Raw genomic sequence first — 14,172 nt, 5'->3', positions numbered from 1 at the left:
ACCGTTTTCGGGTCTGTGAAGGGACCCTTCACAGACTCAGAGTCCGTGAAGGGTCCCTTCACAGACCTCTACACCGACTTTGCCGGAACCCTGGCCCCAGAGTCCGTGAAGGGACCCTTCACAGCCTTAAGAACCCCGCGTAAGGGAGAGCCCTGCTGCCCGGCCAGGGGTGGCGGGGGAGCAGGGCTCTCGGGTACGTCTGCGGTCAGGCGAGGCCGCCGGGGTGGTGCATCGCCCCGGCGGCCTGGATCACCTGGCTACCGGCGCGCCACCGGCGACGTTCGCCGGGGGTGCCTCGGGGGCGCGCAGCTTCTCGCCCTCGACGTCGATGTTCGGCAGGATCCGGTCCAGCCAGCGCGGGATCCACCAGGCCCGCTTGCCGAGCAGGGCCATGGTCGTCGGCATGATGATCATGCGCACCAGGAAGGCGTCGAACACGATCGCCGCGGCCATCGAGAAGCCCAGCAGTTTCAGGAACGTCTCCGAGGACAGCGTGAAGCCGGCGAACACCGAGACCATGATCAACGCGGCGGCGGTGATCACACGCGCCCCGGCGCCGTAGCCGGTCCGGATCGCGTCGATCGGGGAGGCTCCGTGGTGGTATTCCTCCCGCATCCGGCTCACCAGGAACACCTGGTAGTCCATGGCCAGCCCGAACACGATACCGATCAGGAAGATCGGCGCGAACACCATGATCGGGCCCTGGTCCTCCGGTTTGATCCAGCCCAGCCAGCCCTTCTGGAAGACCCCGACGGTGGCGCCGAAGGTCGCCGCGACCGAGAGCAGGAAGCCGAGCGAGGCGACCAGCGGGATGATCACCGACCGGAAGACGATCATCAGCAGGATGAACGCCAGGCCGACGACCACCAGCAGATAGATCGGCAGCTTGTTGGTGAGTGCGCTGGAGAAGTCCGCGTTGATCGCCGCCGAGCCGCCGACACCGACGTAGGCACCGGTCGCCTTGGTCACATCGGAGGCGGCCGACCGGATCTCGCCGAGCAGATCCCTGGTCTCCGGGGTGGAGGGGCCGTTCTGCGGGATGACCAGGAACTGCGCGGCGTCCTGCGCGGTGTTCGGGATCGGGCCCACCACGCCGTGCTCGGCGATGTGGCCGAGACCGCCGATCCGCTCCTGCACCTGCTTGGCCGCCGTGGCCATGCCGGTCGGGTCCTGCGCGCTCACCACGACGATCAGCGGTGAGGACTTCCCGGCGCCGAAGGCTTCCCGCTCGATCAGGTGCGCGGGCTTGTCCTGACTGGACGTGCCGTCCAGCCCGAGCTGGATCTGGGTCACCGGGATCGCCGCCACGATCAGCGCCGCCGCGGTGATGATCAGGTACGGCAGCGGGTGCTTGGTCAGCGCGACGCCCACCTTGTGCCCGATGGTCGGGCCCTTCGACCGCTCCGGCGTCCACAGCAGCGGGATCCGGGGCTTGAACACGATGCCCTTGAACAGGCCGAGCAGCGCCGGCAGCACGGTCAGCGAGACCAGCACGGCCATCACCACCGTGACGGAGGCGCCGAGACCCATCTGTCCCAGGAAGGTCAGTCCGGTCAGGTTGAGCGCGACGAGCGCGATCACCACGGTCGCGCCGGCGAACACCACGGCGGAGCCGGCGGTGCCGACCGCGACGCCCGCCGCATGGGCCCGGTCCTTGGTCCTGGTCACCTCCTGCCGATATCGGGAGATGACGAAGAGCGAGTAGTCGATGCCGACTGCGAGCCCGATCATCGTCGCCAGGCCGGTGGTCGAGGTGCCCAGGGTCAGGAATGCGGTGCCGATCGAGATGACCGAGGTGGACACGACGATGCCCATGATCGCCGCGCCGAGCGGCATCGCGGCGGCGAGCAGCCCGGCGAAGGTGATGATCATCACCAGGATCGCGACCGCGATACCGATCAGCTCGGAGGGCGGCTCGACGACCTTCGGGCTCACCGGACCGGCGCTCTCGACGGTCAGCCCGGCGTCGCGGCCGATCTTCTTGGCCTCGGTGACGGCGTTCACCGTCGCGTCGGTGACGCCGCTCTCGGCGCCGTGCATCTTGGCGTCCAGCGTGAACTTGATGATCGCCACGGTGCCGTTGTCGGTCATCGACTGGGCGGCGGCCGGCCCGGTGGTCGGGTCGATGATCTTGGCGCGCTCGGCCGGGACGAGCTGAGGGATCTCCTGCAGCTTCGCGACCATCTTCTCGACCGCGTCGTGGTGGGCGCCGGTGTCCAGGCGCTGACCGTCGTCAGCCTTCAGGATGATCTTCGCGGGCTGCCCCTCCGCGGCCTTGCCTTCGGGGAACTTTTCCGTGAGGGTGTTCTGCGCGGTGACCGACGGGCTGTCCGGCAGCTTGAAATCGTCCTTGAAGGGCTTCTCGATCTTGTCCCCGAGTGCGCCGAGCGCGATGATCGCGAGTATCCAGAGGGCCAGTACCGCCCACCATCGGCGATAGGAGAACTTTCCTATCTTATATAAGAATGACGCCATAGGTGTCCTCCGTGTTTCCCGGGCGCGCTCGTGGAGAGAGAATCGCCTTGTGCCTGTGAGATCCTGGTGGCACGATACCCCGAGGCGAGCTGCGGCTACGCCGGGCATACCCTTATCCAGTTTGTGGTGAGCTATGCCCTCACGGCACACCTCAATGGTTGACCGTGCCGCTGGGGCAGGCCATAGCTTAGCCACATGAATTCCCCGCTACCGCCGATTTCCGGAGAGTGTCACCCGGTCGTGGCACCCACTCCCGTTCGAGGAGGGCGCAGTACCGCCCCCGACCTGGCGCGCGGCCTGATGCTGGCGCTCATCGCGGTCGCGAACGTGCCGTATTTCATCCTGGGCCGGCCGCATGTGGCCGGAGCGCACGCCCAGAGCGACAACCCGGCCGATCTGGTCGCGCAGACGTTGACCATCGCCGGTGTGGACAGCCGTGTTTACCCGATGTTCGCCTTCCTGTTCGGCTACGGCATCGTCCAGCTCTACCGGCGCCAGCTCGCCTCCGGGGCCGAGCCCGCCACCGCGCGCAGGCTGCTGCGCCGGCGGCACTGGACCATGCTCCTCTTTGGACTCCTGCATGCGGCACTGCTGTGGCACGGCGACATCCTCGCCACCTATGCCCTCGCCGGGCTCGTGCTGGTATGGCTCTTCCTGAAGCGGAGCGATCGTTCTCTCAAGATCTGGGCCGGGGCGTTCCTCTCCGTGCCGGCGCTGCTGCTGGTGGCGTCCTTTGTGGGCGTCTCGATGGGCGACGGGTCCACTGTGGGCGGTTTCGGTTCGAGTGGACCGGTGGACACCAATGAGGCCGAGGGCTTCTTCAACGCCATGGGTGTCCGGCTCGAAGCCTGGGGCGTCTACACCATTCCGATCGCGCTGTTCACCATGATCATCCCGACCGCGATTCTGCTGGGCATGGTCGCCGCTCGTCGCCGGCTGCTCGACGAACCCGCCGATCATGTTCCGCTGTTGAAACGGATCGCGGTGATCGGACTCTCGATCGGCTGGGGAACCGGGCTGCTGATGGCTCTGCAGAATCTCGACATACTGGGTCTCGATCGTAAATTCGACCCGGTATTGGTGTCGCTGCACATGCTCGGCGGGGTTTTCGGCGGAATGGGTTACATCGCGGTTTTCGGGCTGATTTCCGTTCGCCTCGAGCGTCTCCGCGAATCGCCGCGGCCCGGTTCGTTCACCTGGGCGGTCCAGGCGCTCGGAAAACGATCACTGACCGGCTATCTGTGCCAATCGCTGATCTTTTCGCCGATTTTCGCCGCCTGGGGCCTCGGGCTGGGTGAACACCTGTCCAGCTGGTCCGCCGTACTGCTGGCAGTCTTCGCCTGGCTGGTCGGCCTGCTCATCGCCGCGAAGCTCGAAGGAGCCGGGCAACGCGGCCCGGCCGAATGGGCTCTGCGACGAGTCGCCTACCCGAAGTAGCCTGTCCCGGTGCCGGCGGGGCCGCACGGCCCCGCCGGCACCGGCCGAGAGAGAGGTTCCGTTCATGGCCCTGCCCAGGTACATCCCCGTAGAGGAAATGCTGGCCCTGCCCGCATTCAGCAGCCCGCAGGTCTCCCGTGACGGGACCCGCCTGGCCTATCTCGCCCCCGCCAACGGGTGTCTCAACCTCTGGATCCGCGGGATCGAGGAGGAGCACGCGGACGCCGTGTGCGTGACGCGGGAAAAGCGTAGTATCTCGACCTTCTCCTGGTGCTCGGACTCGCGTACGCTGCTCTATCGTCAGGACACCGACGGCAATGAGGACTGGCACTATTTCCGGGCCGGTCTCGACGACCCGGATGCCGAGCCGTTCGATCTCACGCCGCTGGCGCCGGGCTGCCGGGTGATCGCCGCCTCCGAGGACGGGGGAACGGTGCGCGCGGTGATGAACCCGCGCTATCTGTTCTTCGACGCCTTCGACATCGATCTGGCGACCGGGGAAACCACGCTGGTGCGGGAATCTTCGGACATTATGCGCAATTACACCGATATGGACGGCACGCGCGGGTTTCTCAGCGGGCAGGCCGCGGACGGCACGCTGGAGTACTACGCGGTCGACGACCAGGAGACCGGCGCGATGCGCCTGGTGCACACCGAGGACGGTCCGTCCTTCCCCACCGGCCAGTATCCGTTCCACGTCTCGGCCGACCAGCAGACGCTGATCCTGGCCTCGCACTGGGGCGATTCGGACGCGCTGCGGCTGATCAGCATCGACCACGCCACCGGCGAGAAGACGGTGCTCGCCGAGAAGCCGGGGCGCAGCGTGTGCTGCCTCGGCGTCTACGCGGACGACTTCGGCAAGCCGCCGTCGCTTTTCATCAGTCCGCGCACCTCGGAGATCATGGCGGTGCGCTTCGCCGGGGACCGGCCCGAGATGGTCCCGCTGACGCCGCACTTCGCCGAGGTCCACGCCGAGCTGATGAAGCTCGCCGACGGCGGTGAGCTGGGCTGGGTCACCTGTGACGACGACGAGCAGGTCTGGACGGCGACCTTCATCCACGACGACCGGTCCGGCCTGTCCTACCGCTACGACCACCGCACGCGGACCAGCGTGCTGCTGCACGATCCGGGCAGCGGCGAGGAGTTCGGGAAGACCCGGGCGATCAGCTTCACCGCTCGCGACGGTCTGCCGCTGCACGCCTTCCTCACCCTCCCGCCCGGAGTCGAACCGAAGGGCCTGCCGCTGATCGTCAAGGTCCACGGCGGCCCTTGGCTGCACGACTACTGGGGGTTCAACGGCGAGGTGCAGCTGCTGGCCAACCGCGGCTACGCGGTGCTGCAGGTGAACTACCGTGGTTCGACCGGCTATGGCAGCCGCCACATCAAGGCGGGTATCAAGGAGTACGGCCGCGGGATGAACGACGATCTCGTCGACGGGTGCGAATGGGCGGTCGGTGAGGGGATCGCCGATCCGGCGCGCCTGGGTATCTTCGGTACCTCACAAGGCGGGTACCTGACGCTGACCGCCCTGTGCAACACGCCGGACTACTTCGCGGCGGCGGTCGACGACGTGGGCTTCTCCAGCATCCCCGCCCTCCTGGGTGACCAGCCCGAGTGGGTCAAGCCGACCCAGATCAACAACTTCCTCGCCTACTGCGGCGACCCGGCCGACCCCGACGATCTCGCCGACATGCTGAGCCGCTCGCCGGCCACCATGATCGACCGGATAGAGACCCCGCTGCTGGTCATCGCCGGTGCGCAGGACCCGCGCGTGCAGCTCACCGAGCCTCAGGCGATCGTCGACGGGCTACGCGAGCGCGGCGTCGAAGTGGGCTACTTCGTCGCGGAGGACGAAGGGCACGGCTTCAAGAACCCCGTGAACATCAACCGGATGTGGCACCTCACCGAGGAGCACTTCGCGCAGCATCTCGGGGGGCGCCGAGGCTAGGCGAGCAGTTTCCGCAGTCCGGCGATGCCGCCGGCGTACACGTCCTCGGCGAACGTGCGATCGAGTTTCGCCACCTGGTCGGCGTCGGCGTCGTACTCGGCCCACCATTCGACGAAGGCTTCGCCGGTGTCGGTGATGGGGCAGACCCGGACTGTGGAAACGTATCGGCGGACTCCGAACGGGTTCGCCCCGTCGAACGCGTAGGTGAGGCTGCGGCCGGGGTCGTCCAGCGCGAGCAGCCGTTCGTCGAATGGGTCCCCGCCGGCGGCGAACGTCAGCCGCCGGACGGCCCCGACCTGCCCGTCGACACCTTCGACCAGTTCGGCGTGCCCGATCGCCGGGGCGAAGGCGGGCAGGTCGCCGAAGGCGCGGATCCGGGCCCAGACCTCGTCGGCGGAGGCGGCGACGATTCCACTGGCGTAGGGGCGAGGCATGGGCACTCCCAGCTGTCGGTCCGGTGATCGGTTGTGCAGCACAAGTGTTCTCGGCACAGGCGGGTCGCAACAGCGGCTCAACGGGGGATCAGCGAGACGGCTCGTCAGGCCAGTACTGCGTGCAGGAGCCGCGCCAGCTCGGCCGCGTCGGGTGGGCTGCCGTCGGCGATGTGCTGCACGAAGTAGCCGTCCACGGCCGCTGCCCAGGCGGCTGCGCGGGCGGGATCGGCGGTGTGGGTGCGGGCCGTGGCGGCGAGCAGGTCGAGCCAGAGGCGAGCGGACTCGCGAGTCTCCGGCTGTCGGCCGGCGCGCAGGTAAAGCTCGTAGCGGGCCTTGACGGCGGAGCTTTCTTCCTCGAACAGGCGTACCAGTTGCCGGGCGAAACCGGGGACGGTCGCGGTGCCGGGGGATTCCATCGTGGTGATGAGTTCGTCGGTGCCGCTGCGCAGGGTGGCGGCGAGCAGGTCGCCGGTGGAGGCGAAGTGGTGGGAGACCGCGCTGCCCGGCAGCCCGGCCTCGGTGGCGATGGACCGGTGGGTCACGCCGGTGACGCCGTCGCGGGCGATCACCCGCACGGTGGCGGCGATGAGCAGCGCGCGCCGGCGTGCTCCGCGTTGTGCCCGGCCGTCTTCAGGATTCATGCTGCACCATAAACGGTGACGACCCCGGCCACGATCAGCCCGAGCCCGATCAGGTGGGTGCGGCTGAGCCGGTCGCCGAAGAACACCACGCCGCCGAGCGCGGCGCAGGTGATCCCGGCGCCGCTCCAGATCCCGTAGCCCACCGCCAGCGGCAGGCCCGCCTGCAACGCGCGGGACATCAGCGCCACCGACACCCCGATCCCGGCGAGCGCGGCGACCACCCAGCCCCGGCGGCGCAGCCCGTCCGCCGCGCGGATGGCGGTGATCCCGGCGACCTGCGCCGCGACCGACGCGCTCAGCAGCAGCACCGTCACGACGCGGTCTCCGGCCGCTGCAGGGCGGCGACCCCGGCGGCGATCAGCAGGATCCCGCCGGCCTGGGCGAGCGACACCGGCTCCCCGAACACGAGCAGGCTCAGCAGGGTCGCCGCCGCCAGTCCGCAGCCGGTCAGGATCCCGTAGGCGACCCCGAGCGGCAGGCCCGTCCCGGCGATCCGGGAGAACAGCAGGATCGACACCACGTAGCCGGTCAGCACGCCCAGTGACGGCCAGGGCCGGGTGAACCCGTCGGAGAGCCGGAGGCACAGCGTGCCGCCCACCTCGGTGACCACCGCGCCGCCGAGGAACACCAGAGCGGTCATTCTTTCGGGGCGCATGTCCCCATAGTAGTGAAAGGACGGTGCCGGGCAAGGGGTCCGCGTCCGGCCGGCCGCTGTGCCGCTGTGCTCGGGACGCCTGCGCGCCGACGTCGTCACGCATCTCGAACTCTCGGATGTGACACTGATGCCCTCGACGGCGCGCGCCGGGAAGCTGCCGGGCTCGGCAGGGCCGCCTGGGGCAACCTCTCGCGGGGTGACCTTAAGTAATGATCGGACTCTTTTCGGTAACTTGACCACAGGATTGAATCCTCCTAGGATCGTAGAGGCGTCGGCGTACCCCGTCCAGCCGACCTCGAATCCGAGCCAGGGGAGTCCTATGAACACGCCACTGACGACCGATCTCGGCATCCTGCGCGCGGTCGGCAACACGCCGCTGGTCAGGCTGCGCGACAACGGATCCGGTGCGGGTGTCCTCGTGAAACTGGAGTACCTCAATCCGTCCGGGTCGGTGAAGGACCGGATGGCACTGGCGATCATCGAGGACGCGGAACAGCGCGGTGAGCTGAAGCCGGGGATGACCGTGGTCGAGTACACCGGGGGCAGCACCGGTCCCGCGCTCGCGCTCGCCTGCCGGGCGAAGGGTTACGCGCTGAAGCTGGTGACTTCGAGCTGTTTCACTCCGGAGCGGCTCGCGATGATGTCGGCCTTCGGGGCCGACCTCGAAGTGCTGCCGCGCAAGTCCCCGGACGGGATGATCCAGGAGGACGTCGCCGGCATGACCGCCCGGGTGGCCGAACTCGCCGCGCTGCCCGAGTACTTCTCCACCGACCAGTTCCACAACCAGGCCATGGTCGAAGGCTATCGCCGGACACTCGGCCAGGAGATCCTGGAGCAGACGGACGGTCGCCTGGCGGCGTTCTGCACCGGGGTCGGCACCGGGGGCACGCTGATGGGCGTGGCGCTGGCGATCAAGGAGAAGGTGCCCAGCTGCCAGGTGGTGGCGATGGAGCCCGCGAGTTCGCCCGCGCTCTCCCAGGGTGTGGTGGGACCGCACCAGCTGCAGGGTCTCTCCGGGGGCAAGTCTCCGCTGGTGGACCTGAGCGTGATCGACTCCGTGGAGACGGCCGGCGACGAGGAGGCCATAGCGACGGCCGCGTCGCTGGTCAAGACCGACGGCATTCTCGCCGGGATCACGACGGGGGCGAACGTCGTGGTGGCGCGGCGGCTCGCGGAGCGTCTGGGGCCTGACGACGTGGTCGTGACCATCGCGGTGGACAGCGGCATGAAGTACATGTCCACAGGCATCTTCGGGTAGCCGGCCGGATAGGGCACGCGCACGCGCGGCCGGCCTCCTCATGGGACTCCTCCGATGGGGACGCTCCAGAACTCTGTGCGGAACTCTGCCGCGACCCTGTCCGGTTGCCGGGCGGACCCGTACTGTCTCCTATTATCCTATGATATGAGGTATCGTAGGCTCATCCGGTCTCCAGGAGGACGCCGATGTCATCCCCGACGATCCCCGGCCATCAGGACTCCCGCAGGCCCGGCGCGGGGGCACTGCGCGGGACGCGCGTGCTGGACCTGAGCCGGGTGCTGGCCGGCCCGTTCGCCGGGCAGATGCTGGCCGACCACGGCGCCGCCGTCGTCAAGGTCGAATCGCCCGCCGGGGACCAGACCCGGAACTGGGGCCCGCCCTTTCTCCCGGACGGGGGCAGCGCCTACTTCGAGGGCCTCAACCGCAGCAAGTCGAACATCTGCCTCGACCTCAAGAACGAGCAGGCGCGCGCGGTGCTGCTGAAGCTCATCGCGGAGTCCGACGTGGTGATCGAGAACTTCCGGCACGGCACCATGGACGCCTGGGGCCTGGGTTACGAATCCGTGCTGGCCGAACGGTTTCCCCGGCTCGTGTACTGCCGGATCTCGGGGTTCGGCTCGACCGGCCCGATGGCGGGGCTGCCGGGTTACGACGCGGTGCTGCAGGCCTTCGGCGGCCTCATGAGCGTCAACGGCGAGCCCGAGCGTGACGCGCTGCGTGTCGGAGTGCCCATTGTGGACATCGTCGCGGCGAATCAGGCGTTCAGCGGGATTCTCCTGGCGCTGCACGAGGTCTCGGCTTCGGGGCGCGGGCAGTTGGTCGACGTCTCCTTGCTGGACGCGGTCGTCTCCCTGCTCCATCCGCACTCGGCCACCTGGCTGGCCAGCGGGGTGACGCCGGTGCGGATGGGCGCCGCCCACCCGGTCATCGCGCCGTACCAGCTGTTCGCCACCTCGAACGGCCCGCTGTTCATCGCGGCGACGGACAACCGGCAGTTCGCCCGGGTCGCCGAGGTGCTCGGCCGCCCCGAGCTGGCGGCCGACCCGCGGTTCGCCGCCAACAGCGACCGGGTCGCGAATCTGAAGGCTCTGCAAGAGGAAATGGGGCGGCTGCTCGCGGACCGGGACCGCGACGAGCTGGCCCGCGCGCTGCTGGCCGCGGGCATCCCCGCGAGTCCGCTCAACGACGTGGGCGCGGCGTTGCGGTCGGAGCAGGTTCGCGCTCGCGAGATGGTGGTCCGCAGCGGCGACTACACCGGGATCGGGGTGCCGATCAAGCTCGGGGTGAGCGGCTCGCTCGCGCCGCGCCCGCCGGCCGGGATCGGCGCGCACACCGAAGAGGTGCTCGGGGGCGCGGGCTACACCGGAGACCAGATTTCCCGCCTGCGTGAGGCCGGCGCCTTCGGAAAGGCGGACGCGCGATGACCCCGGCGGCCGACCTGGCGCAGGTGCGGGCGCGCGTCCGGGCGTTCACCGGCGAATGCCTGGCGGCGGGGGATTTCGTGCCCCGGTGTGACGCCTGGGTGAGTGGCTTCGACCTGGCCTTCAGCAAGGCATTGGGGGAGCAGGGATTGGTCGGCGTCACCTGGCCCGCCGAGTTCGGCGGTGCGGGGATGTCCAGCACGGCACGCCTGGTGATCACCGAAGAGCTGCTGCGGGTGGGGGCCCCGGTCGCCGCCCACTGGATCGGGGAACGGCAGATCGGTCCCAGCATTCTCCGGTTCGGTTCGCGCGAGCTGCAGGCGGAGTTCCTGCCCGCCATCATGGCCTCGGACGTCTCCTTCTGCCTCGGGATGAGCGAGACCGAGGCGGGTTCGGACCTCGCCGCCGTCCGGACCACGGCGCGACGGGACGGTTCCGGCTGGCGGATCACCGGCGCGAAGGTCTGGACCACCAACGCGCACCATGCCACGCACGCGTACGTGCTCGCCCGGACCAGCCGTGGCGAACTCAAGCACGAGGGATTGACGGAGTTCATCGTCGACCTGAAAGCGCCGGGCGTGACCGTGCGCCCGATCCTCGATCTGGCGGGGGAGCACCATTTCAACGAGATGCTCTTCGACGAGGTCGCGGTACCGGACCGGTGGGTGATCGGCGAGGTCGGCGAGGGCTGGGCGCAAGTGACCGGGCAGCTCTCGTTCGAGCGGGGCGGCAGTGAGCGGTTCCTCAGCACGTATCCGCTCCTCGCCGAGACCCTCGGGCACGCGCACCGCTGCGGCGACCGGGCGACCATCGAGCAGGTGGGCGCGCTCGCCGCTCGCGTGACCGCGTTGCGCAGCCTCGCGTGGGACATCGCCGTGTCCATCGACAACGGGGTCGCGCCCGTCGCCGACGCCGCGAAGCTGAAGTACCTCGGCCCGGCGTTCGAACGCGACGTCTTGACCACGGCGCGTTATGCCCTCGACGTGGGCGGGCCGAGTGACGACGGAACCCTGGAACGGCTGATCGCCGAAGCGCAGGTGGCCGTCCCCGGCATGTCGATCCGGGGTGGCGTGTCGGAAGTGCTGCTCACCCTCGTCGCACGTTCGGAGACCCGCTCGTGAAATGGAATGATGACGTCTACGACGTCGCCGACCAGGTTTTCGCCGAGCGGCGGGGCGCCACCGCCGAGACGCGGCGAGGCGACACCGCGCTGTGGCAAGTGCTGCTCGACCTCGGCTGGCCCTACGTCGCGATCGACGAGAACGCCGGTGGCGTCGGGGGGGACCTGACCGACCTGGCGGAGATCGTGCGTGCCGCGGGACGGCACAACGCACTCGTCCCGTTGGCCGAGACCTCGGTGGCGGCCTGGATCTTCGCGCACAGCGGCGGTTCCGCGGCCGATCTCGGTGCGGCGGCCGCGATCCTTGCTGGGGACAGCCTCACGTGGACCACCTCGGGCCGCGGGGTGGTGGTGAACGGCTCGGTCCAGCGCGTGGCGTGGGCGGGAGCCGTGCCCACGCTCTTGCTCGTCCGGGAGGATTCGGGCACCACCACCGTCGGCGTCGTCAGGCCTGCGGAGGCCGAAGGGTTGTCGACCGTCCTCGGGCGCACTCCGGCGGATGAACCGTGTGCGGATCTGCGGTTCGACTCGGTGCGCGTCGCGCAGGACGAACTGTTCGAAGTACCGCTGACCGCAGGCCGTATTTCCGACCGGGACGGCGTGCTGCGCGCGGCCGCGATTTTCGGCGCGGTGGAGCGGGCCGTCGAGCACTCCGCGCAGCATGTGGCCACGCGGCACCAGTTCGGCCGGCCTTTGGTGAAGCTGCAGGCCGTTCAGCATCTGCTGGCCTCGATCATCTGCGAGCGGGATCTGCTCGGCTCCGTGGTGCGGCTGGCCCTCGCGACGGGCGGTGCGCCAGGAGCCACGGCTTCGGCCGCTGCGACCGCGGGACGAGTCGCGCACCGGGTCGCGGCCGTGGCCCACCAGCTGCACGGGGCGATCGGAATCACCCGGGAACACGATCTGCACCTGTCGACCTCGCGCCTGACGACCTGGGCCGAGAGCCCGAGATCCCAGCGTTCCTGGGAATTGCGGCTCGGTGCACTCGCCGTCGCGCCGGACGACGAGGCCCTCTGGGAATTGACCACGAGCGGAAGCGAGCTGAGCACACCGTGAACGCCGGAGCGCACCTCACCTCGCTCGAAGACGGAACCCGGATTCTGACGTTGTCGAATCCTGCCAAGCGAAATGCGCTCGACCCGGCGATGTGCGCGGCCCTGGCCACCTCGATCGCCGCGGTCGCGAACGACCGGGAGGCACGCTCGCTGATCGTCACCGGGGAAGGCGACGCGTTCTGTGCCGGGGCCGACCTGCCGGCCATGTTCGGCGACCTCGATCGTCCGGTGCCCGAGATCAGAGCGAGCCTGCGTGAGGCCTACGCGAGCTTTCTGGGCATTCGGGCACTGTCCATTCCGGTCATCGCCGCGGTGACCGGTCCGGCGATCGGTGCCGGTCTCAACATCGCGCTCAGCTGCGACCTCGTCGTCGCGAGTCCTACCGCGACCTTCGGCGCCACCTTCGCCAGGATCGGGCTGCACCCCGGCGGAGGAGCGACCGCCTTCCTGGTGGAATCGCTGGGCAGGCAGCGGGCCACCCGGCTCCTCCTCGAAGGCGGCACGCTGAGCGCTCAGGACGCCTTGTCCTGGGGCCTCGTCGAATCCGTGACGGAAGACCCGCTGCGCGAGGCGCGGGCACTTGCCGCGAAGGTCGCCCTGCTCGAACCCGAGCTGGCGCGCAACATCAAGGAGGCCGTCCGGCTGGCCGCCCAGGGACCGCTCGAACCGGTGGTCTCGTTCGAATCCTGGGCACAGGCGGCCAGCGCCAAGGGGGAGCGGGTCGCGGCCGCGGTGGCGAAGTTTCGCAAGCGTGGAGCAGTATCGACCGACGGAAGGGAACGGACATGAGCAGGCTCGCGGGAAAAGTGGCCGTGATTTTCGGCTGTGCCACCGGAATCGGGCGCGCGACGGCGGAGGAGTTCGTCCGCCAGGGCGCCACCGTGTACGGCTCCGACATCGTGGCGGAGCCGGGTGAAATCGGCGAGGCCTACCATCACTCGGTTGTCGACGCGACGGACGAGTCGAGCGTGGCCGGGTTCGTCGAGAGTGTCATCGCCGCACAGGGGCGAGTCGACATCTGCTTCAACAATGTCGGTGCCGGCCTGCAGAAGAAGGTCAGCGAGACCTCGTTGGCGGAGTTCGACCATCTCGTACGCATGAACCTGCGCTCGGTGTTCCTCGGTACCCGGGCGGTCCTGCCGCATATGCTCGCCCAGCAGCGCGGAAGCATCGTCTCCACCTCGTCCAACGGCGGGCTGATGGGCCGTCCCAATGACCCGGTGTACAACGCGACCAAGCACGGTGTCGTGGGGCTGATGAAGTCCGTGGCGGTCGCACACGCGGCCCAGGGTGTACGGGCGAACGCGGTGAACCCCGGCCCGATCGACACCCCGATGCTGCGCGGGGTTCTGCCCGAGGGAGCGGAGCTGGAGGACCCCGAGATGATGCGCCGGATCGTGGCGAGCACGCCGGCCGCGCGCGTTGCCTCGGCCATGGAAGTGGCGAACGCGGTGCTCTTCCTCGCCAGCGACGAGTCGTCGTTCGTCAACGGGGTCGCGCTCGCGGTTGACGGCGCGAAGGCCGCGGGGGCGCTGCTGGCCGACCGGTATCGCCTGGACTTCGACCTCGGAGTGTCCTGAAACCGGCCGGCCGGAGCACGGTGACCATGCGGGCGACAGCGGGGAAACCGCGCTCGGCGCGGCGGGCCGGTCAGCTCGCGCGCCCTGGCTGTCGTTTCGGGTCTGTGAAGGGACCCTTCACGGACCCAGAGTCTGTGAAGGGACCCTT

Annotated in this window: 13 protein-coding genes; 8 read left to right on the top strand and 5 right to left on the bottom strand. The window is 69.1% G+C overall.

The genetic code is table 11. The features are described from left to right. Positions 1-249: 249 nt before the first annotated feature. Positions 250-2,475 (bottom strand): MMPL family transporter, encoded by a 2,226-nt coding sequence (locus tag D5S19_RS21645; protein ID WP_158605597.1) that lies wholly within the window; start codon positions 2,473-2,475, stop codon positions 250-252. A gap of 240 nt (positions 2,476-2,715) precedes the next feature. Between D5S19_RS21645 and D5S19_RS21640 the strand changes: the two genes are divergently transcribed. Continuing rightward, positions 2,716-3,912 carry a DUF418 domain-containing protein gene (locus tag D5S19_RS21640; protein WP_158605596.1) on the top strand — a complete coding sequence of 399 codons (1,197 nt, stop codon included), beginning with the start codon at positions 2,716-2,718 and terminating at the stop codon, positions 3,910-3,912. A gap of 64 nt (positions 3,913-3,976) precedes the next feature. Next, positions 3,977-5,860, top strand: coding sequence for a S9 family peptidase (locus tag D5S19_RS21635; RefSeq protein ID WP_120025191.1), 1,884 nt, complete (start codon positions 3,977-3,979; stop codon positions 5,858-5,860). Here the strand turns inward: D5S19_RS21635 and D5S19_RS21630 are convergent. The 4 genes from D5S19_RS21630 to D5S19_RS32075 all read right to left on the bottom strand — a co-directional run bounded on the left by D5S19_RS21630 (position 5,857) and on the right by D5S19_RS32075 (position 7,590). Continuing rightward, positions 5,857-6,294, bottom strand: a complete 438-nt coding sequence (locus D5S19_RS21630) for an SRPBCC family protein (protein ID WP_120025190.1) — start codon at positions 6,292-6,294, stop codon at positions 5,857-5,859. The genes D5S19_RS21635 and D5S19_RS21630 overlap by 4 nt on opposite strands. A gap of 104 nt (positions 6,295-6,398) precedes the next feature. Then, positions 6,399-6,935 (bottom strand): TetR/AcrR family transcriptional regulator, encoded by a 537-nt coding sequence (locus tag D5S19_RS21625; RefSeq protein WP_120025189.1) that lies wholly within the window; start codon positions 6,933-6,935, stop codon positions 6,399-6,401. Continuing rightward, positions 6,932-7,249 carry a DMT family transporter gene (locus tag D5S19_RS32080; protein ID WP_158605595.1) on the bottom strand — a complete coding sequence of 106 codons (318 nt, stop codon included), beginning with the start codon at positions 7,247-7,249 and terminating at the stop codon, positions 6,932-6,934. Before D5S19_RS32080 ends, D5S19_RS21625 begins: the two co-directional genes overlap by 4 nt. After that, positions 7,246-7,590, bottom strand: coding sequence for a DMT family transporter (locus D5S19_RS32075; protein WP_158605594.1), 345 nt, complete (start codon positions 7,588-7,590; stop codon positions 7,246-7,248). Before D5S19_RS32075 ends, D5S19_RS32080 begins: the two co-directional genes overlap by 4 nt. Before the next feature lie 319 nt (positions 7,591-7,909). On the opposite strand from D5S19_RS32075, the gene D5S19_RS21610 reads away from it, so the two are divergent. The 6 genes from D5S19_RS21610 (at position 7,910) to D5S19_RS21585 (ending at position 14,024) form a co-directional block, all read left to right on the top strand. Beyond that, the gene (locus D5S19_RS21610) at positions 7,910-8,848 is read left to right on the top strand and encodes a PLP-dependent cysteine synthase family protein (protein WP_158605593.1); all 939 of its coding nucleotides are present in this window, start codon (positions 7,910-7,912) and stop codon (positions 8,846-8,848) included. 185 nt (positions 8,849-9,033) lie between these two features. Beyond that, the gene (locus D5S19_RS21605; protein ID WP_120025186.1) at positions 9,034-10,272 is read left to right on the top strand and encodes a CaiB/BaiF CoA transferase family protein; all 1,239 of its coding nucleotides are present in this window, start codon (positions 9,034-9,036) and stop codon (positions 10,270-10,272) included. Beyond that, the gene (locus D5S19_RS21600) at positions 10,269-11,390 is read left to right on the top strand and encodes an acyl-CoA dehydrogenase family protein (protein WP_120025185.1); all 1,122 of its coding nucleotides are present in this window, start codon (positions 10,269-10,271) and stop codon (positions 11,388-11,390) included. The genes D5S19_RS21605 and D5S19_RS21600 overlap by 4 nt, the downstream gene beginning before the upstream one ends. Next, positions 11,387-12,445 (top strand): acyl-CoA dehydrogenase family protein, encoded by a 1,059-nt coding sequence (locus tag D5S19_RS21595; RefSeq protein WP_120025184.1) that lies wholly within the window; start codon positions 11,387-11,389, stop codon positions 12,443-12,445. The genes D5S19_RS21600 and D5S19_RS21595 overlap by 4 nt, the downstream gene beginning before the upstream one ends. Beyond that, complete coding sequence (locus D5S19_RS21590) at positions 12,442-13,233, top strand: enoyl-CoA hydratase-related protein (protein WP_199730617.1); 792 nt, start codon at positions 12,442-12,444, stop codon at positions 13,231-13,233. Before D5S19_RS21595 ends, D5S19_RS21590 begins: the two co-directional genes overlap by 4 nt. Continuing rightward, complete coding sequence (locus D5S19_RS21585) at positions 13,230-14,024, top strand: SDR family NAD(P)-dependent oxidoreductase (RefSeq protein ID WP_120025183.1); 795 nt, start codon at positions 13,230-13,232, stop codon at positions 14,022-14,024. The genes D5S19_RS21590 and D5S19_RS21585 overlap by 4 nt, the downstream gene beginning before the upstream one ends. The last annotated feature ends 148 nt before the right edge of the window (positions 14,025-14,172 follow it).

Origin of the sequence: Amycolatopsis panacis (genome assembly GCF_003600245.1) — a bacterium.
Classification (GTDB): Bacteria; Actinomycetota; Actinomycetes; order Mycobacteriales; family Pseudonocardiaceae; genus Amycolatopsis; species Amycolatopsis sulphurea.
Note: the sequence above shows the minus strand (reverse complement) of the source record. Positions and strands in the feature narration are given on the sequence as shown.

Coding starts and splice junctions, on each gene's coding strand:
- D5S19_RS21625 (WP_120025189.1), bottom strand. CDS start 6,935: ATGAATCCTGAAGACGGCCGGGCACAACGCGGAGCACGCCGGCGCGCG.
- D5S19_RS21645 (WP_158605597.1), bottom strand. CDS start 2,475: ATGGCGTCATTCTTATATAAGATAGGAAAGTTCTCCTATCGCCGATGG.
- D5S19_RS21610 (WP_158605593.1), top strand. CDS start 7,910: ATGAACACGCCACTGACGACCGATCTCGGCATCCTGCGCGCGGTCGGC.
- D5S19_RS32075 (WP_158605594.1), bottom strand. CDS start 7,590: ATGCGCCCCGAAAGAATGACCGCTCTGGTGTTCCTCGGCGGCGCGGTG.
- D5S19_RS21600 (WP_120025185.1), top strand. CDS start 10,269: ATGACCCCGGCGGCCGACCTGGCGCAGGTGCGGGCGCGCGTCCGGGCG.
- D5S19_RS21635 (WP_120025191.1), top strand. CDS start 3,977: ATGGCCCTGCCCAGGTACATCCCCGTAGAGGAAATGCTGGCCCTGCCC.
- D5S19_RS21630 (WP_120025190.1), bottom strand. CDS start 6,294: ATGCCTCGCCCCTACGCCAGTGGAATCGTCGCCGCCTCCGCCGACGAG.
- D5S19_RS21585 (WP_120025183.1), top strand. CDS start 13,230: ATGAGCAGGCTCGCGGGAAAAGTGGCCGTGATTTTCGGCTGTGCCACC.
- D5S19_RS21605 (WP_120025186.1), top strand. CDS start 9,034: ATGTCATCCCCGACGATCCCCGGCCATCAGGACTCCCGCAGGCCCGGC.